The 18,166-nt window shown below is 71.5% G+C and carries 15 protein-coding genes; 12 read left to right on the top strand and 3 right to left on the bottom strand.

The genetic code is table 11. The features are described from left to right. Positions 1-193 precede the first annotated feature (193 nt). The 9 genes from ACEZHJ_RS07915 (at position 194) to ACEZHJ_RS07955 (ending at position 9,220) form a co-directional block, all read left to right on the top strand. A complete protein-coding gene (locus ACEZHJ_RS07915; RefSeq protein ID WP_375036407.1) occupies positions 194-1,057 on the top strand; it encodes a pirin family protein in 864 nt (287 codons plus the stop codon). 87 nt (positions 1,058-1,144) lie between these two features. Then, positions 1,145-1,753, top strand: a complete 609-nt coding sequence (locus tag ACEZHJ_RS07920) for a CoxG family protein (protein ID WP_018719600.1) — start codon at positions 1,145-1,147, stop codon at positions 1,751-1,753. A 149-nt stretch (positions 1,754-1,902) separates the two neighbouring features. Continuing rightward, positions 1,903-2,358: a (2Fe-2S)-binding protein gene (locus tag ACEZHJ_RS07925; RefSeq protein ID WP_018719601.1), complete on the top strand. Its 456-nt coding sequence runs from the start codon at positions 1,903-1,905 to the stop codon at positions 2,356-2,358. Between the two features lie 10 nt (positions 2,359-2,368). Then, positions 2,369-4,753: a xanthine dehydrogenase family protein molybdopterin-binding subunit gene (locus ACEZHJ_RS07930; protein WP_018719602.1), complete on the top strand. Its 2,385-nt coding sequence runs from the start codon at positions 2,369-2,371 to the stop codon at positions 4,751-4,753. A 46-nt stretch (positions 4,754-4,799) separates the two neighbouring features. After that, entirely contained in the window at positions 4,800-5,597 is a 798-nt protein-coding gene (locus ACEZHJ_RS07935; protein WP_375036408.1) for a xanthine dehydrogenase family protein subunit M, read from the top strand. Between the two features lie 145 nt (positions 5,598-5,742). Beyond that, the gene (locus ACEZHJ_RS07940; RefSeq protein WP_018719604.1) at positions 5,743-6,675 is read left to right on the top strand and encodes a MoxR family ATPase; all 933 of its coding nucleotides are present in this window, start codon (positions 5,743-5,745) and stop codon (positions 6,673-6,675) included. Further along, positions 6,659-7,885: a VWA domain-containing protein gene (locus ACEZHJ_RS07945; protein ID WP_018719605.1), complete on the top strand. Its 1,227-nt coding sequence runs from the start codon at positions 6,659-6,661 to the stop codon at positions 7,883-7,885. The genes ACEZHJ_RS07940 and ACEZHJ_RS07945 overlap by 17 nt, the downstream gene beginning before the upstream one ends. Further along, a complete protein-coding gene (locus tag ACEZHJ_RS07950) occupies positions 7,842-8,441 on the top strand; it encodes an NTP transferase domain-containing protein (protein ID WP_018719606.1) in 600 nt (199 codons plus the stop codon). The genes ACEZHJ_RS07945 and ACEZHJ_RS07950 overlap by 44 nt, the downstream gene beginning before the upstream one ends. Beyond that, complete coding sequence (locus ACEZHJ_RS07955) at positions 8,438-9,220, top strand: XdhC family protein (protein ID WP_018719607.1); 783 nt, start codon at positions 8,438-8,440, stop codon at positions 9,218-9,220. The genes ACEZHJ_RS07950 and ACEZHJ_RS07955 overlap by 4 nt, the downstream gene beginning before the upstream one ends. Positions 9,221-9,469: 249 nt before the next feature. Here ACEZHJ_RS07955 and purL read toward each other — a convergent pair whose 3' ends face one another. From purL to dapA, 3 genes are all read right to left on the bottom strand, one after another. Further along, on the bottom strand, positions 9,470-13,366 hold the full coding sequence (gene purL, locus ACEZHJ_RS07960; RefSeq protein WP_375036409.1) for a phosphoribosylformylglycinamidine synthase: 3,897 nt from the start codon (positions 13,364-13,366) through the stop codon (positions 9,470-9,472). Between the two features lie 114 nt (positions 13,367-13,480). Next, entirely contained in the window at positions 13,481-14,533 is a 1,053-nt protein-coding gene (bamC, locus tag ACEZHJ_RS07965; RefSeq protein WP_163140323.1) for an outer membrane protein assembly factor BamC, read from the bottom strand. A gap of 5 nt (positions 14,534-14,538) precedes the next feature. After that, complete coding sequence (dapA, locus tag ACEZHJ_RS07970) at positions 14,539-15,414, bottom strand: 4-hydroxy-tetrahydrodipicolinate synthase (protein ID WP_018719413.1); 876 nt, start codon at positions 15,412-15,414, stop codon at positions 14,539-14,541. A gap of 132 nt (positions 15,415-15,546) precedes the next feature. Between dapA and ACEZHJ_RS07975 the strand changes: the two genes are divergently transcribed. From ACEZHJ_RS07975 to ACEZHJ_RS07985, 3 genes are all read left to right on the top strand, one after another. Continuing rightward, positions 15,547-16,080, top strand: coding sequence for a glycine cleavage system protein R (locus tag ACEZHJ_RS07975; RefSeq protein ID WP_018719412.1), 534 nt, complete (start codon positions 15,547-15,549; stop codon positions 16,078-16,080). Positions 16,081-16,171: 91 nt separating this feature from the next. Further along, positions 16,172-16,651, top strand: coding sequence for a peroxiredoxin (locus ACEZHJ_RS07980; protein WP_163140327.1), 480 nt, complete (start codon positions 16,172-16,174; stop codon positions 16,649-16,651). Then, positions 16,638-17,954: a PhoH family protein gene (locus ACEZHJ_RS07985; protein WP_163140328.1), complete on the top strand. Its 1,317-nt coding sequence runs from the start codon at positions 16,638-16,640 to the stop codon at positions 17,952-17,954. Before ACEZHJ_RS07980 ends, ACEZHJ_RS07985 begins: the two co-directional genes overlap by 14 nt. The last annotated feature ends 212 nt before the right edge of the window (positions 17,955-18,166 follow it).

An 18,166-nucleotide genomic window follows, 5' to 3' on the forward strand; every position in this document is an offset into this window, starting at 1 on the left:
CAACGACGCTTTCCGGGAGTCTGAAACCTCCGCGCCGAAAAGAAAAGTTCCCGCCGCGTCAACGGCCGCCCGTGGGCGTGGCAGCCGTGTCGATTGTTCCTGATGCGGCAACAGCGTATTCGTTTCCAGCATCTTTGTTTCCGGCTCAGACGCTCCTAACGTATCCCTGTAACCCACTGGAGCGGAGAGCGACATGAACGAGCAGCCCCGCAGCGACACCCGCCAGGTCACGCGCCTGGCCCGCGGCATGCCCGCCAGCGACGGCGCGGGCGTGCGGTTGACCCGCGTCATCGGCACCCCATACTTGGATGCCGTCGACCCCTTTCTGATGCTCGACGAGTTCCGCTCCGATAACGCGGACGGCTACATCGCCGGCTTTCCGGAGCACCCGCACCGCGGCTTTGAGACGGTGACCTACATGCTCGCGGGCCGCATGCGCCACGGCGACAACCAGGGCAACAGCGGCGTGCTCGAGCCCGGCGGACTCCAGTGGATGACCGCCGGACGCGGCATCGTGCACTCGGAGATGCCGGAGCAGAGCGACGGGCTCATGTGGGGCTTCCAGCTCTGGGTGAATCTCCCGGCCGGGCGCAAGATGACGGCACCGCGCTACCAGGACATTCCGCCCGCGGAGGTCCCCGTGATCATCCCCGCCACCGGTGTGCGGCTGCGGGTGCTCGCCGGCACCGTGGAGGGCGTCGAGGGGCCGGTGCGCGGTATCGACGTCGACCCCCTGGCCGTGGACATCGCCCTCGATGCCGGTGCCGCTCACCGGCTCACCCTGCCGGCGGACCACGCGGCCTTCGTGTACTGCTTCGAGGGGGGGCTGAGCGTCGGTGAGGGCGATGCCGCCCGGGCCGTGGCCCGCGGCGAGCTGGCGGTGTTGAGCGAGGGGGGCTCGGTGCGGATCGCGGCGGGCGGCGATGCCGGGGGCCGCGGGCTGCTGGTCGCGGGGCGTCCCCTGCGTGAGCCGGTGGCGCGGCACGGGCCGTTCGTGATGAACAGCCGCGAGGAGCTGATGCAGGCGTTTGCCGACTACCGCGATGGCCGCCTGTGACCGTATTGCTGCAGCGCGTCAGTGCACGTGCCCCCGGCGCCGTCTATGGTTTCTAACGCCAGACCGTCACCGTGAGGGCAAGGCGTCATGGAGATGAACCAGGAGCGCGAGCTCGCGTTCGACCGCCAGACCGTGTGGGATGCCCTTAACGACCCGGAGGCGCTGCGCGTGTGCATCCCGGGCTGCCAGGGCCTGGAGATGCTGGAGACCGACCGCTACGAGGCGGTGGTCCAGACCAAGATCGGTCCGGTCAAGGCCCGTTTCCGGGGCCACGTCTCCATCGAGGATGCCGATCCCCCGCAGGGCTACCGCCTGCGCTTCGAGGGCCAGGGCGGTGCCGCCGGCTTCGCCAAGGGTGGGGCCTCGGTCCGGCTGGAGGAGATGAATCCCGAGGGCACGCGACTCGCCTACGACGTCGAGGCCACGGTGGGCGGCAAGCTCGCCCAGGTGGGCTCGCGCATCGTCAACGGCGCCGCCCGCAAGCTCGCCGACGAGTTCTTCGACAACCTCGGGGCCTACCTGCGCGGTGAGCCCGTGGGCGAGCCGGCGCCGGCCGAGGCCTCCGGCTCTTCCGCCGCTGGCAGTGGCGATGCCCCGGCGGCGGAGCCCCCGGCGAGCGCGGACGACACCGGCGAGGCGAGTGCCGGCAAGAAGAAAGGGGGCTGGCGTTTCTGGCGCCGGGATTCGTCCGGCTAGCCGGCCCCCCGCGACGAGCGGCGCCCGTCCCCGTACCGTTTCCTGGCGTCACGCCGTTCACAGGCTATTTTAGAAAAACGGACCCGGAGAGGTCCGCGGCCGCGCCCCGCAGGGGGCGCCATGGCTCAGGCTTAGGAGGAGAGCTGCCCATGAACGTATCGCTCACCGTCAACGGCCAGGCGGTCACCCGGGACGTGGACCCGCGGACGACCCTGGTGGAGCTGCTGCGCAACCACCTCTCGCTCACCGGCACCCACGTCGGCTGCGACACCGGCCAGTGCGGCGCCTGCACGGTGCACCTGGACGGCCGTGCGGTGAAGGCGTGCAGCGTCCTCGCCGGGCAGGCGCAGGGGGCGCAGGTCACTACCATCGAGGGCCTCGCCGACGGCGGCCTGCACCCCATGCAGTCCGCATTCCGCGAGTGCCACGGGCTGCAGTGCGGCTTCTGCACGCCGGGGATGGTCATGGCCGCGGTGGACTTGGTGAAGCGTCACCCGGATCCGGACGAGGCCACCATCCGCGACGGGCTCGAGGGCAATTACTGCCGCTGCACGGGCTACCACAACATCGTGCGCGCGGTGCGCCGCGCCGCCGAGCAGATGTGAGGGGGGAGCGATGAGCGATTCCAGCATCGGCCAGCCGGTTCATCGCCGCGAGGACGAGCGCTTCCTCCGCGGGCAGGGGCGCTACACCGACGACATCCACCTCCCCGGCGAGGCCCACGCCTACTTCCTGCGCTCGCCCCATGCCCACGCGCGCATCCGCGGCATCGGGACCGCCGCGGCGGCGCAGGCGGACGGCGTGGTGGCGGTGCTCACCGGCGAGGACCTCGCCGCCGACGGTGTCGGCGGGCTGCCCTGCGGCTGGCAGATCACCGATGTCGACGGCAATCCCATGAAGGAGCCGGCGCACCCGCCGCTCGCGCAGGGCAAGGTCCGTTACGTGGGCGACGCCGTGGCGGTGGTCATCGCCGAGAGCTACTGGCAGGCCAAGGACGCCTCCGAGCTCATCGAGGTGGACTACGAGCCGCTGGAGGCCGTCGCCTCCGCCGCCCGCGCCCTGACGGACGGGGCACCGCGGGTGCACGACGAGTTCGACGACAACTGCTGCTATGTCTGGGAGATCGGCGAGGGTGGCGAGGTGGACGCCGCCTTCGATAGCGCCGCGCACACCGTGTCGGTGGACATCACCAACAACCGGTTGATCCCCAACGCCATCGAGCCCCGGGCGGCGATCGCGCAGTACACCCCGGGCGAGGAGCGCTATACCCTCTACACCACCAGCCAGAACCCCCACGTCACGCGGCTGCTGATGAGCGCGTTCGTGCTCCAGATTCCCGAGCACAAGCTCCGGGTGGTGGCGCCGGACGTCGGCGGCGGGTTCGGCTCCAAGATCTTCCACTACGCCGAGGAGGCGGTGCTCACCTGGGCGAGCCGCCGGGTCGCCCGGCCCGTGCGCTGGACCGCCGAGCGTTCGGAGTCCTTCACCACCGACGCCCACGGTCGGGACCACGTCACCCGAGCGGAGATGGCGCTGGACGGCGACGGGCATTTCCAGGCGATGCGGGTGCGCACCACCGCGAACATGGGGGCGTATCTCTCCACCTTCGCGCCGTCGGTGCCCACCATCCTCTACGCCACCCTGCTCGCCGGGCAGTACCGCACGCCGAAGATCCACTGCCGGGTCACCGCGGCGTTCACCCACACCACGCCGGTGGACGCCTACCGCGGTGCGGGCCGGCCCGAGGCCACCTACGTGGTGGAGCGCCTGGTGGACGCCTGTGGCCGGGCCCTGGGAATCGATCAGGCGGAGATCCGGCGGCGGAACTTCATCCCGAAGGACGCCTTCCCCTACCAGACGCCGGTGGCGCTCAACTACGACGTCGGCGACTACGAGGCGACCCTGGACGCGGCCATGGAGATGGCCGACGTCGCCGGCTTCGAGCAGCGCCGTGCCGAGGCCCGCTCGCGGGGCCGCTACCGCGGCATCGGCTACTCCACCTACATCGAGGCCTGCGGCCTGGCGCCGTCCAACATCGCCGGTGCCCTCGGTGCCCGCGCCGGGCTCTACGAGGCCGGCGAGGTGCGGCTGCACCCCACCGGCAAGGTCACCGTGTTCACCGGCTCCCACAGCCACGGTCAGGGCCACGAGACCACCTTCGCCCAGGTCGTCTCCGACCGCCTCGGCATCGGCATCGAGGACGTGGAGATCGTCCACGGCGATACCGACCGCGTACCCTTCGGCATGGGCACCTACGGCTCGCGCTCGCTGGCGGTCGGCGGCACGGCGATCATGCGCGCCCTCGACAAGGTGATCGACAAGAGCCGCAAGATCGCCGCGCACATGCTGGAGGTGGACGCCGCGGACGTGGAGTACGACGATCACGGCACCTTCCGCGTGGCCGGCACCGACCGCACGCTGTCCATGCCGGAGATCGCCTTCTCCGCCTACGTCCCGCACAACTACCCGCTGGAGACGCTGGAGCCGGGGCTGGACGAGATGGCGTTCTACGACCCGACCAACTTCACCTATCCCGCGGGCAGCCACATCTGCGAGGTCGAGGTGGACCCCGAGACCGGGCGTGTGGAGATCGTCAACTTCACCGCGGTGGACGACTTCGGCAACGTCATCAATCCGATGATCGTGGAGGGGCAGGTCCACGGCGGGCTCGCCCAGGGGATCGGTCAGGCGCTGCTGGAGGCGTGCGTTTACGACGACGCCAGCGGCCAGCTCGTCACCGGCACCTACATGGACTACACCATGCCCCGGGCGGACGACCTGCCGAGCTTCCGCGTCGACACCCGCAACACCCCCTGCACCCACAACCCCCTCGGGGTGAAGGGCTGCGGCGAGGCCGGGGCCATCGGCGCGCCGCCGGCGGTGGTGAACGCCGTGATCGACGCCCTCGGGCCGCTCGGCGTGCACGACATCGGCATGCCGCTCACGCCGGTGCGCGTGTGGCAGGCCATCCAGCAGGCCGGCGGCAGCCGCGCGGCGTAGGCACGACCCGGGCCCGGTGCCCGGCGTACGGGTGAAGGAGACGACCATGTACGCATTCGAATTCCACCGCGCCAGCGACATCGATGATGCCCTGAAACAGCTCGGCGCGGACGACGAGGCCCAGCTCATCGCCGGCGGCCAGACGCTGCTGCAGAGCCTGCGCCAGCGTCTGGCGATGCCCTCGACCCTGGTCGATCTGGGCGGGCTCACCGAGCTCGCTGGCATCGAGCGCGACGGCGACGCCCTCAACATCGGCGCCATGACCCGGCACGCGGAGGTCGCCGGCGCCGCCGCCGTGCACGACGCCATCCCCGCGCTCGCGGTGCTCGCCGGCGGTATCGGCGATGCCCAGGTCCGCAACATGGGTACCCTGGGCGGCTCCATCGCCAACAACGACCCGGCGGCGGATTACCCGGCGGGCCTGGTGGGGCTGGGTGCCACGGTGGTAACCACCGAGCGCGAGATCGCCGCGGACGACTTCTTCACCGGGATGTTCGAGACGGCCCTGGGCGAGCACGAGCTCATCCTCGGGGTGCGTTTCCCGGTGCCCCGGCGGGCGGGCTACGTGAAGTTTCCGCAGCCCGCATCGCGGTACGTACTGGTGAGCGTGATGGTCGCGGAGACGGACGAGGGCGTGCGCGTCGCCGTCTCCGGCGCGGGTCCCTGCGTGTTCCGCGTCCCGGAAATGGAGCGGGCGCTCGCGGCGGATTTCCGTCCCGAGGCCCTGGACGGCATCCGCGTGGACCCGGGCGGGCTCAACGAGGACCTCCATGCCACGCCGGAGTACCGTGCCCACCTCGTGGGCGTGATCGCGCGGCGTGCGGTAGCGGCGGCGCTGTCGTAGCGCGCTCGTCGCGTTGAGGCACGGGCGGGCGGCGGCGTTATGCCGGCCGTATGAGGACGGTCACCGGGGTTCCGCCCCCGTCGGACGCCAGGCCGTGACCCGCCCGGACCCAGGGTTCCCCGGAGCGAAGGATACCGGATCAGCCATGCCGCGAGACCGTGATGACCTGCCCGCCGATATAGAGGCGGTGGACGCGCTGTTCGCCGGGCAGGACTACGTCAGCGACCGCCGCCTGTCGACGGCGGTGTTCCTCGCCCTGCGCCTGGGGCGGCCGCTGTTCCTGGAGGGCGAATCGGGCACCGGCAAGACGGAGGTCGCCCGAGCCCTCGCCGCCGGCCTCGGGCGCCGGCTCATCCGGCTGCAGTGCTACGAGGGCCTGGACGTCGCCTCGGCGGTGTACGAGTGGAACTACCAGCGCCAGATGATCGAGATCCGCCTCGCCGAGGCGGGCGGGGCGGTGGATCGGGAGCACCTGGCCGATGACATCTTCGCCGAGCGCTTCCTCATCCGCCGGCCTCTGCTCCAGGCCCTGGAGCCACAGCCCGAGGGCCCGCCGGTGCTGCTCATCGACGAGCTCGACCGCACCGACGAGCCCTTCGAGGCCTTCCTGCTGGAGGTGCTGGCGGAGTACCAGGTGACCATCCCCGAGCTCGGCACCGTGCGCGCGGAGGAGCCGCCGATCGTGGTTATCACCTCCAACCGCACCCGCGAGATCCACGACGCGGTCAAGCGCCGCTGCTTCTACCACTGGGTGGATTATCCGGATGCCGCGCGGGAACTCGCCATCGTACGCCGCCGCGCCCCGGCGGCCGCCGAGGCGCTGAGCGCGATGGTGGTCGCCTTCGTCCAGCGACTGCGCGAGATGCCGCTGTACAAGCTCCCGGGGGTGGCCGAGACCATCGACTGGAGCCAGGCGCTGACCGCCCTGGACCGGGTCAGCCTGGACCCGGCCGTGGTCGGCGAGACCCTCGGGGCGGTGCTCAAGTACCAGGAGGACCTTGAGCGGCTGGACAGCCACGAGATCGAGAGCCTGCTCGAGCAGATCAACGCCGAGATCGCGGATGAGCGCCACGGCTGAGCCCCGCGGACGGCTGGCCGCCAACGTCGCCCATTTCGTGCGCCTGCTCCGCGCCGCCGGTCTGCCGCTGGGCCCGGACAGCACCCTGGACGCCATCGAGGCCGTGCGCACCGCCGGCGTGGGCGACCGCGCCGACCTGCGCGCGGCGCTGGCCGCGGTGCTGGTGCGCCGGCGCAGCGACCTGCCCGTCTTCGAGCAGGCGTTCGAGCTGTTCTGGCAGCATCCCCGGCTCACCCAGCGCGCCCTGCAGCGCCTCGCCGCCCGCGCCGCCGGCGGTGGCACGACATCGCCGCGCCGGCCGCCGCCGCGGCGGATCGCCGACGCGCTCGCGCCGGAGGCGGACACGGGCGCCGGCGGGCGGGAGGCCGGCGATACCGAGGAGGGGCTGGCGACGCTCACCTGGACGGACCGGGAGCGGCTTCAGCACCGGGACTTCGAGAGCCTGAGCGCCGAGGAGCTTGCCCGGGCCCATCGCCTGATCCGCGACATGGTCCCGCCGGCGCCGGCGCGGCCCACCCGGCGTTACCGGCCGGACCCCCGGGGGACGCGTGTCGATCCGAGGGCAAGCCTCAGGGCCGGGCTACGCGGGGGCTCGCCGGGTATCGAGCTCCGCCACCGCCAGCGCCAGTGGCGTGAGCCGCCACTGGTGGTACTCTGCGATATCTCGGGGTCCATGAGTCAGTATGCGCGGACCTTCCTGCATTTCCTACATGCGCTGATGCACTCGCGCGAGCGTGTGGAGGTGCTGCTGTTCGGCACCCGGCTGACCCGGGTGACGCGGCTGCTCCGCGCCCGGGACGTGGACGAGGCCCTGGCGGCCGTGGGCGGTGCCGCGCCGGACTGGTCCGGCGGCACGCGCATCGGGGCCATGCTCGGTGCCTTCAACCGTCGCTGGGCGCGGCGGCTGCTGGGGCAGGGCGCGGTGGTCGTGCTCCTGAGCGACGGGCTGGACCGGGATCCCGAGGGCGGGCTTGCCCGGGAGGCGGCGCGGCTGCACCGGCTCTCCCGGCGACTCATCTGGGTCAACCCGCTGCTGCGCTGGTCCGGCTTCGAGGCCCGCGCCGGCGGGGTGCGGGCACTGCTGCCCCACGTGGACGAATTCCGCCCGGTGCACAGCCTCCACAGCCTGGAGCAGCTGGCCCGGGCCCTCGGCGGGAGATACGGCGATGGCGAGCGGGCCGATCTGCGGGCTGCTGCTGGCGGGGGGTGAGGGCCGGCGTTTCGGCGGGGACAAGCTCATGGCGGCGCTGGCGGACGGCACGCCCGTGGCCGTCGCCACCGCCCGGGCGCTGGCCGCCGGCTGCGACCGGGTCGTCGCCGTGACCCGGCCGGACCGTGATCCCCTGGTGAAGGCGCTGCGCGGTGCCGGCTGCGAGGTGGTCGTCACCGCCGCATGCCGGCGTGGCATGGGGGCGAGCCTGGCCGCCGCGGTCGCGGCCTCGGGGGCGGCCGCGGGATGGCTGGTGCTCCCGGCGGACATGCCCGCCGTGGCCGGCACCACGGTCGCCGCCGTCGCGGCGGCCCTGCGTCGTGGTAGCCTCATTGCAAGACCCGAGCTCGACGGTCGCCCCGGTCATCCGGTCGGCTTCTCCGCCGAGCTGCGCGAGGCGCTCGCCGCCCTGGACGGCGATACCGGGGCCCGCGGTGTGGTGGCGCGCCATCGAGACGCCGTCGCCTGCCTGGCGGTGGACGACCCCGGTATCCTCGCGGATATAGACACGCCGGCGGACCTCGTCCGTCTCGCCGGAGGAGGAAACGGGACGTGAGCGACGACTGGCTGGAGATACTGCGCGAGCTGCGCGAACGCGGCGTGGGCCATGCCCTCGCCACGGTGATCGAGACCCGCGGCAGCGCCTCGGCGAAGACCGGTTCCAAGGCGGTGATCGACGCCGAGGGCCGGCTGCTGCACGGCTGGGTGGGCGGCGGCTGTGCCGAGTCCACCGTCTGCCAGACCGCCGTGGCCGCCCTGCGCGAGGGCGAGGGCCGGGTGGTGGACGTCAATCTCGACGACGAGGTCCTGGGCGTGGGCATGCCCTGCGGCGGGCACATGCGCGTGTTCGTGGAGCCGGTGCTGCCGCGTCCCGGGCTGTGGATCGTCGGCCACGGCCGGGTCGCCGAGACCCTGTGCGCCTTCGGCGACCGCTTGGGTCTGGCCGTGCGGGTGAGCGACCCTGGCGCCACCGCCGAGCATTTCCCCGAGGCCGCCGAGCGCATTACCGATGACGCGGGTTACCAGCGCCTGCGCCCGGCACCGGGAGACTTCGTCGTCATCGCCACCCAGCACAAGGGGGATCACCTCTCCCTGGACCGGGTGCTCGAGTCCGATGCCGGCTACATCGCCCTCATCGCCAGCCGCAAGCGTGCCGGACTGGTGATGGACTACCTCCGCGAGCGCGGCCGGGGCGAGGAGGACATCGCCCGCGTGCGCTCGCCGGCGGGCCTCGATATTGGCGCCCGCACCCCCGAGGAGATCGCCCTGAGCGTCATCGCCGAGATCGTGCAGCACCGCCGCGGCGGCTCCGGCGAGTCTCTGGCGTCGCCGTAGCGGAGACGTCGGCTGCCGGGAGCCGCCGATCTGCGATCGCGCCACGCCGATCTCCCCTTGCGGGACAGGGTTACCCCCGCGGCCGGCGGGCCTTGCGCAACCACGATGCAGGATGGGGGCATCACGTAGGTTGGCTGCTCCTGGCAGCCAACATCCCGGTGCCGTTACACCGGAGTGAAAACGTCGACTGCCGGGAGCAACCGATCTGCGATCGCGACAGGCACCTCCCCCATTGCGGGGGAAGGCACGCTATCCCAGCGCCCGGCGGGCGTTGCGGAACAGCCGCATCCAGGGGCCGTCCTCGCCCCAGCTCGTGGGGTGCCAGGCGTGCTGCACCGTCCGGAAGACCCGTTCGGGGTGGGGCATCATCACGGTCACCCGGCCGTCCCGGGTGGTGAAACCGGTGAGCCCCAGGGCGGAGCCGTTGGGGTTGACGGGGTAGGCCTCGGTGGTCTCGCCGTGGTTATCCACGTAGCGCAGCCCCGCGAGGCCGGCGCTCATCACCTTGCGCGGTCCGGAATCCGCGGCGTAGACGGTGCGCCCCTCGCCGTGGGCGACCGCGATGGGCAGCCGGGAGCCGGCCATGCCGGCGAGCACCAGCGATGGCGAGTCCATCACCTCCACCAGCGCCAGCCGGGCCTCGTACTGCTCCGAGCGGTTGCGCACGAACCGCGGCCAAAGCTCGCTGCCGGGGATGAGCTCGCGTAGCGCGGAGAGCATCTGGCAGCCGTTGCACACGCCCAGGGAGAGGGTGTCCGGGCGCTCGAAGAACGCCGCGAATGCCTCGCGCAGCTGCTCATTGAAGAGCACGGACTTGGCCCAGCCGCCGCCGGCACCGAGCACGTCGCCGTAGGAGAAGCCGCCGCAGGCGGCGAGGGCCTGGAAGGCCGCGAGGCGGTGGCGTCCGGCCATGAGGTCGCTCATGTGCACGTCGACGGCCTCGAAGCCGGCGCGGTCGAAGGCGGCGGCCATCTCGGTATGGCTGTTCACCCCCTGCTCGCGGAGCACCGCTACCCGGGGCCGGGTGCCCTCGTTGATATACGGCGCGGCGATGTCGTCCGCGGGGGCGAACGAGAGGCTGGCGTTCAGGCCCGGGTCGGTGTCGTCGTCCACCGTAGCGAGGGCCTCATCGGCGCAGGCCGGGTTGTCCCGCAGGCGCTGGATCTGGTGGCTGGTCTCCCGCCAGAGCCGTTCCAGCGTGGCCCGGGGCTCGTCGAGCAGCGTCTGGTCACCGGCGGTGACGCGCAGGTGCTGGTCATCGCGCAGGCGGCCCACGCGGTGGAGGTGGTGTCCCAGACCGGCCTCGTGGAAGGCGGCCTCAACGGCCTCGATCTCGCCGGCGGAGACCTGGAGCACCGCGCCGAGCTCCTCGCTGAACAGCGCCGCGAGCGGGTCCCGGTCGAGGCCGGCGACGTCGAGGTCCACACCGGTGCGCCCGGCGAAGGCCATCTCTGCGATGGTGGTGAAGAGCCCGCCGTCGGAGCGGTCGTGGTAGGCCAGCAGCCGGCCGTCCGTATTCAGGCGCTGGATGGTGGCGAAGAAGGCGGCCAGCCCGCGGGGATCGTCAAGGTCCGGGGTCTCATCACCGATACGGCCATAGACCTGGGCCAGCGCGGAGCCGCCGAGGCGGTTACGACCCTTGCCCAGGTCGACGAGCAGCAGCTCGCTGCCGTCCTCGTCCCGCCGCAGCTCGGGGGTGAGGGTCCGCCGTGCGTCGCCCACCGGGGCGAACGCGGAGATCACCAGCGTGAGCGGGGCGGTCACGCTGTGTTCGCCGTCCCGGTCGCTCCAGACGGTGCGCATGGACAGGGAGTCCTTGCCCACCGGAATGGTGACGCCGAGGCTGGTGCACAGCCGGCCGACGGCGCGGACGGTATCGTACAGCCGGGCGTCCTCGCCGGGGTGGCCGGCCGCGGCCATCCAGTTGGCGGAGAGATTGACGTCACGAAGGTCGTCGACCGGTGCGGCCGCGAGGTTGGTGAGGGCCTCGCCGACGGCGAGTCGGCCCGAGGCCGGCGCGTCCAGCACCGCCACCGGCGGGCGCTCACCCATGGCCATGGCCTCGCCGCTGTAGCCGTCGTAGTCGGCGAGGGTCACCGCGACGTCGGCCACCGGTACCTGCCAGGGCCCGACCATCTGGTCTCGCGCCACCAGGCCGGTGACGGAGCGGTCGCCGATGGTGATCAGAAACTCCTTGGAGGCTACCGTGGGCAGGCGCAGGAGCCGGGTCACGGCCTCGGCGACGTCGACGCCCTCGAGGCCGAGGGCGGGCTTCGCGAAGGGGTGGTGATGGACGTCGCGGAGCATCTTCGGCGGCTTACCGAGGAGCAGCTCCATGGGGATGTCCACCGGGGTGTTGTCGAAGTGGCCGTCGCCGACCACCAGCTGTGCGTCGTCGGTGGCCTCGCCCACCACTGCGAAGGGCGCGCGCTCGCGCTCGCAGATCGCCTCGAAGGCGGCCAGACGGTCCGGGTCCAGGGCCAGGACGTAGCGTTCCTGGGCCTCGTTGCACCACAGCTCCATGGGCGACATGCCGGGTTCGTCGTTGGGGACGGTGCGCAGCTCGATGCGCCCGCCGCGCCCGGAGTCGTCGAGGAGCTCGGGCAGGGCGTTGGACAGTCCGCCGGCGCCCACGTCGTGGATGGCGACGACGGGGTTGTCCCGGCCCAGGGCCCAGCAGGCGTCGATCACCTGCTGGCAGCGGCGCTCGACCTCGGGGTTGCTTCGCTGCACGGAGGCGAAGTCCAGCGCCTCTTCGCTCTCGCCGCTGGCCACCGACGAGGCGGCGCCGCCGCCGAGGCCGATGAGCATGGCGGGCCCGCCGAGCACCACCACCGGAGCGCCGGCCACGGCACGGCCCTTGTCGACGTGCATCCCGCGGATGTTGCCCATGCCGCCGGCGATCATTACCGGTTTGTGGTAGCCGCGGACCTCCTCGCCGTCCGGGCCGGGCACGCGCTGCTCGAAGCTGCGGAAGTAGCCGGCGAGCTGGGGGCGGCCGAACTCGTTGGCGTAGCTCGCCGCGCCGACCGGGCCGTCGATCATGATCGACAGCGCCGAGGCGATGCGCCCGGGCCGCGCGGGATCGTTCTCCCACGGGCGGGGGGCGTCTGGGAGGTGGAGATTGGAAACGGTGAAGCCGGCGAGCCCCGCCTTGGGCCGGGCACCGCGGCCGGTGGCGCCCTCGTCACGGATCTCGCCGCCCACGCCGGTCGCGGCGCCGGCATGGGGCGAGATCGCGGTGGGGTGGTTGTGGGTCTCCACCTTCATGACCAGATGGGCCGCCTCCTCGTGGCGGGCGTACGCGCCGGTCTCCGGGTCTGCGAAGAACCGTTGCGCCGGGTGTCCGGCAGCGACCGCGGCGTTGTCGCTGTAGGCGGAGAGTACGCCCTCGGGGCGGGCCTCGTGGGTCGCCCGGATCATGCTGAACAGCGACTGCGGCTGGCGCCGGCCGTCGATGACCCAGTCCGCGTTGAAGATCTTGTGGCGGCAGTGCTCCGAGTTCGCCTGGGCGAACATCATGAGCTCCATGTCCGTGGGGTTGCGGCCGAGCGCACCGTAGCTCTCCACGAGGTAGTCGATCTCGTCCTCGGCCAGGGCCAGGCCCAGCTCGGCGTCCGCGTGCACCAGCGCCTCCCGGCCGCCGCCGAGCAGGTCCACGGTGACCACGGGGCGCGGCTCGTGCCGGGTGAACAGCGCCGCCGCCTCGTCCGGGCCGGGGAGCACGGACTCGGTCATGCGGTCATGCAGCGCGGCGAGCAGCCGGGCGCGGGCGCCGGCGTCCAGCGTGGCGCCGTCGGCGAGCTGGATGTTCCAGAGCACGCCGCGCTCGATCCGCCGGATCCCGGTGAGCCCGCAGTTGTGGGCGATATCGGTCGCCTTGCTGGCCCATGGCGAGATGGTGCCCAGGCGCGGCACGACCAGCAGGATCTCGTCCGCCCGGGCGGTATCCGGGCCGGGCTCGCCGTAGTCGAGCAGCGCCTCCAGGACCGCGCGCTCCTGCTCGTCCAGTGCCGAATCGGTGTCGACGAAGTGCACGTGGCGTGCGGACAGGCCCGTAAGGGCTGGGGTCCCTGGAGCGAGGTCGCCGAGGAGGCGCTCGATGCGGAACTCGGAGAGGGCGGGGTTACCGGTAATTTGCAGCATGGGTGTGGCCCTGCAGGCGACAAAAGGGGGCACGATGGCCCCCCGGCTGTTGATCGGCTTGTCCTGCGCCGGGGCGTACCGGAAGGGTACGCCCCGGCGACGCGGGGCGCCGCGCTAGCGCAGCTGCTCCGCGATCAGGGAGAGCATCCGCTCGACGATCTCCGGATCAGCGGTGGTGTCCGCTTTGTCCGCCTCGACCCGCACCCGGGTCTCGCCGTCGGCGCTGTCGAGGACGACGCGGTAGGTCCGCACGGTATCCGGCACCGGCTCGTCCCGCCAGAAGGCGAAGGATTCCAGGAAGCCCTCCTCCGGCGGTTCCGCCCCGGTCTCCGCCTTGGTGTCGTAGCGGACGTAGTAGATGCCATCGCTGCGGTTGCGGTCGCTCACGGTGAAGCCGGCCCGATCGAGGGCGAGGCCGACGCGGCGCCATGCATTGAAGAAGTCATTGCCGAGCACCAGGCGCGGCTCGCCGTCGACGCGGGTCACGTTGGCCTGGGGCTGGGTCGCGCTCGCCGCGGCGACCGCCTCGTGGCTGCGTTCCTGCGCGTAACCGAAGTAGACGAGCATGCTGCGCAGGAACTCCGCTTCGAGGAACGGGTCGTTGCCGGCCAGCGTCCAGCCGTCGCCTTCGCGCCGTACCCGGCGGTGGGCGACGAATACCTCTGCGGAGTCCGCCTCGCGGCCGGGCTCGACGCGGATGAGGTAGCGATCCGCCACGGTGGCGTCCTCGGGGCCGGGCAGGGTCGGCGCGAATACGCCGCCGGTCACCGGCTTATTGGTGAACAGCCACTCGGTCTCGGCGATGCCGACGGCGGGCTGGCTGCGGGCCTTCTTCACGCCCTGGTGGTCGAGGAAGTCGGACACCCACTGCCAGACCTTCTTCGGCGGTGCGCTGACGTTGAGCCAGCGGTCGTCGCCGGCGCGCTGGACGGTGACCGAGTCCGGCTGGGGCAGGACGGCGTTGTTGCCGCCCCGGGCGGTCGCCACGCCGTCTTCGGGGATCAGCATGCTTCCGGAAGCCTGATCCCTGGTGAGATCCGGCGGCAGCTGGAGCTGCTCGATCCGGGACTGCGACGACGGGGCGTCATCGCCCCAGCCGAACCAGCTGCAGCCGGACAGGGTGACCGTCAGGGCAACGGCGGCGGTGAGGGCGAGGGAACGATTCATGTATTTCACAGGCAGCCCGCGAGCTTCATCGCTTGCAGCACCGTCTCGTGGTGCTGCTCGGAAAGCGGCGTCATGGGCAGACGGATGCCGGGCCCGATGAACCCGAGCTGCTGTACCGCCCACTTCACCGGAATGGGGTTGGTCTCGACGAACAGCGCCTTGTGCAGCGCCGCCAGCCGCGCGTCGATGCGCTCGGCCTCCTCGCGGTCGCCGCGCAGCGCCGCTGCGCACATCTCGTGCATCTGGCGCGGGGCGACGTTGGCCGTCACCGAGATCGCGCCCTTGGCGCCCACGAGCATGAGCGCGAGGTTCTTGGCGTCCTCGCCGCAGAACACGTCGATGCGGTCGCCACAGCGCTCCACCAGTTCCTGGGCGCGCTCGACGCTGCCGGTGGCCTCCTTGATGCCGACGATGTTGGAGATATCGGCCAGGCGGTCGACGGTGTCCGGCAGGATGTCGCAGGCGGTGCGCCCGGGGACGTTGTAGATGAGCTGCGGGATCGGGACGTCCTCGGCGACGGTGCGGAAGTGCTGGTAGAGCCCTTCCTGCGTCGGCTTGTTGTAGTACGGGGTCACCAGCAGGGCCGCGTCGCAGCCGCCCTCCATGGCGCAGCGGGTGAGCTTGACCGCCTCCCAGGTGGAGTTGGCGCCGGTGCCACCGATGACCACGGTGCGCCCCTGAACCATCTCCACCACCCGGCGCATCACGTAACAGTGCTCGTCGTAGTCGAGGGTGGCGGACTCACCGGTGGTGCCGACGGCGACGATTGCGTCGGTGCCGTTGGCGATATGAAACTCCACCAGCCGCTCCAGCGCCGCCTCGTCCACCGAGCCGTCGTCGTGCATCGGCGTGACCAGAGCCACCATGCTGCCGCGGAACATTTGCGCGATCTCCCCGCTGGAACCCGATAAAGGCCGCATAGTAGCGACGGTGCCGGGGTGTGACAAGCAAGCACCGGGCGCGTGCTACACTCGGACGCCGTTGTTCCACCGCGCACGGAAAATCCCAGCATCATGCACAACAGTCTCCTGGTTATCTCGGCGCTCGGTGAGGACCGTCCCGGCCTGGTGGATGAGCTGACCCGGCTGGTGGCGGACGCGGGCTGCAATATCGAGGACAGCCGCATGACCGTGCTCGGTGGCGAGTTCGCCGCGATCGTGCTGGTCTCGGGGCGCTGGAACCAGCTCGCCAAGCTGGAGGCGACGCTGCCGAGCCTCGAGCGGCGCCTGTCGCTGACCGTGCAGACGCGGCGCACCGCGCGCAGCCGCCGCGGCGGCGAGCTCCTGCCCTATGCGGTGGAGGTGGTGTGCATGGATCAGGGCGGGGTGGTGCACCAGCTCTCGAACTTCTTCTCGGTGCGCGAGATCGATATCCGCGATCTGGCGACGACGACCTACACCGCAGTGTATACCGGCACCCCCATGTTCTCCGTGCGCATGACCGTCGATGTGCCGGCACGCATGCAGATCGCGCGGCTGCGTGAGGAGTTCATGGACTTCTGTGACGAGCTCAACCTGGACGCGATCATCGAGCCGGCCAAGGCCTGAGCGGCGGCCGGTGGGCCGCCGGCGTGCTCCCCGCGGCGCGATTCCCTATGATCGGGATGGACGTGATAGCCAGGCGAAAGGAGGTTCCCGGATGTCCGAGATCGAGATTGACCGTCCCGTCCCCGACTTCGAGCGCCCGGCCACGGGCGACACAGCCTTCCGCCTGGCCGACTGCCGCGGCCGGCAGGTGCTGCTGTTCTTCTATCCCAAGGCCAACACTCCGGGCTGTACCCAGGAGGGCAAGGACTTCCGCGACCTTCACGATGCGTTCGCCGCGGCGAATACGCTGGTGGTCGGCGTCTCACGCGACGGCCCGAAGGCGCAGCAGAACTTCAGCGACAAGTACGACTTCCCCTTCCCGCTGCTCTCGGACAAGGACGAGGGCGTGTGCACCCTCTTCGGCGTGATCAAGGAGAAGAACATGTACGGCCGCCGGGTGATGGGCGTGGAGCGCAGCACCTTCCTCATCGACGCCGACGGCGTGCTCCGCCGCGAATGGCGCGGTGTGAAGGTGAAGGGGCACGCCGAGGAGGCACTGGCGGCGGCGAAGGCGCTCCATGACGGCGAGTGATCAGCCCCGGGCCTACGTGCTCGACACCTCGGTGCTGATGCACGACCCGGCGGCGCTGTTCCGTTTCGAGGAGCATGACCTCTACCTGCCGGTGGCGGTGCTGAGCGAACTGGACGACGCCAAGCGCGGGGTCTCGGAGGAGGCGCGCAACGTCCGCCAGGTCAGCCGTTTCCTGGACACGCTGCTCGCCGACGCCGGCCCCGCGGAGCTGGCCGAGGGGCTGGTGCTGGCGCAGGCCGCGGTGGGCGCGGCCCCGGCCGGGCGGCTGTTCTTCCTGCGCGACGGCACCGAGTCCGGCGACGAGGGCATCCTCGCCGCCGCGCTGGCGTTGCGCGAGCGCCTGGCCGGCCATACCGTCGTGCTGGTCAGCAAGGACATCAACCTGCGCATTCGCGCGACCGTCGCCGGCCTGCGCGCCGAGGACTATCACAGCGACCAGGTCCTGGACGACGTCGACCTGCTCTACACCGGCGTGCGCGGCCTCGACGAGTGGCCCGGCGAGGGCGGCACGGCGGTGGCGCCTTCCGGCGAGCCGCCGCTGGCGCCGCGGGAGTGCGTCCACACCGGCGAGCGCGAGGCGGTGGTCAGCACCGTGGACGAGGCCGGCCGCGCCACGCTGGCGCCGCTGAAGGACTACCGTGCCGGGGGTGAATCGGTGTGGGGCGTGCACGCCCGCAACCGCGAGCAGAACTTCGCCCTCAACCTGCTGCTCGATCCGGCAGTGGACTTCGTCACCCTGCTCGGGCCGGCGGGCACGGGCAAGACCCTGCTGGCGCTCGCCGCGGGCCTGGCTCAGACCTTCGACGATGCGCGCTACCGCGAGATCGTGATGACCCGCGCGACCGTGTCCATCGGCGAGGACATCGGCCACCTGCCGGGCACCGAGGAGGAGAAGATGACCCCCTGGATGGGGGCGCTGATGGACAACCTGGAGGTGCTCTCCGGGCCCGACGGCGGTGGCTGGCAGCAGGCCGCGACCCGGGACGTGCTCCAGAGCCGCATCCGCATCCGCTCGCTCAACTTCATGCGCGGGCGGACGTTCATCGACCGGTACCTGATCCTCGACGAGGCCCAGAATCTCACCGCCAAGCAGATGAAGACCCTGATCACCCGTGCCGGGCCGGGCACGAAGGTCGTCTGCCTGGGCAACATCGCCCAGATCGATACCCCTTACCTTACCGGCACCACCTCGGGGCTGACCTACGTGGTCGACCGCTTCCGCGGCTGGCCCCACGCCGGCCACATCACCCTGCAGCGCGGCGAGCGCTCGCGGCTGGCGGACTACGCGAGCGAGATGCTCTGAGTCCGGCAACCCTCGTCGTGGCAATGCGTGCCGGCTTGACGACGGTCCAGGGCTGACGCCGCCCCCTGCTCCCCGGGGCAGCGGCGCTGTCGCACACGGCCTGCGGCCGTGCACGACCTACCTGAAGGCGCGGGTAGGTCGTGCGCCGAAGGCGTGCGACGTCTCTGCCAGGAGCAGCCAGCCTACATGATCCGCCGCCGTGTCCCCCGCCA

The organism is Arhodomonas sp. KWT2 (assembly GCF_041949875.1).
Taxonomy (GTDB): Bacteria; Pseudomonadota; Gammaproteobacteria; order Nitrococcales; family Nitrococcaceae; genus Arhodomonas; species Arhodomonas aquaeolei.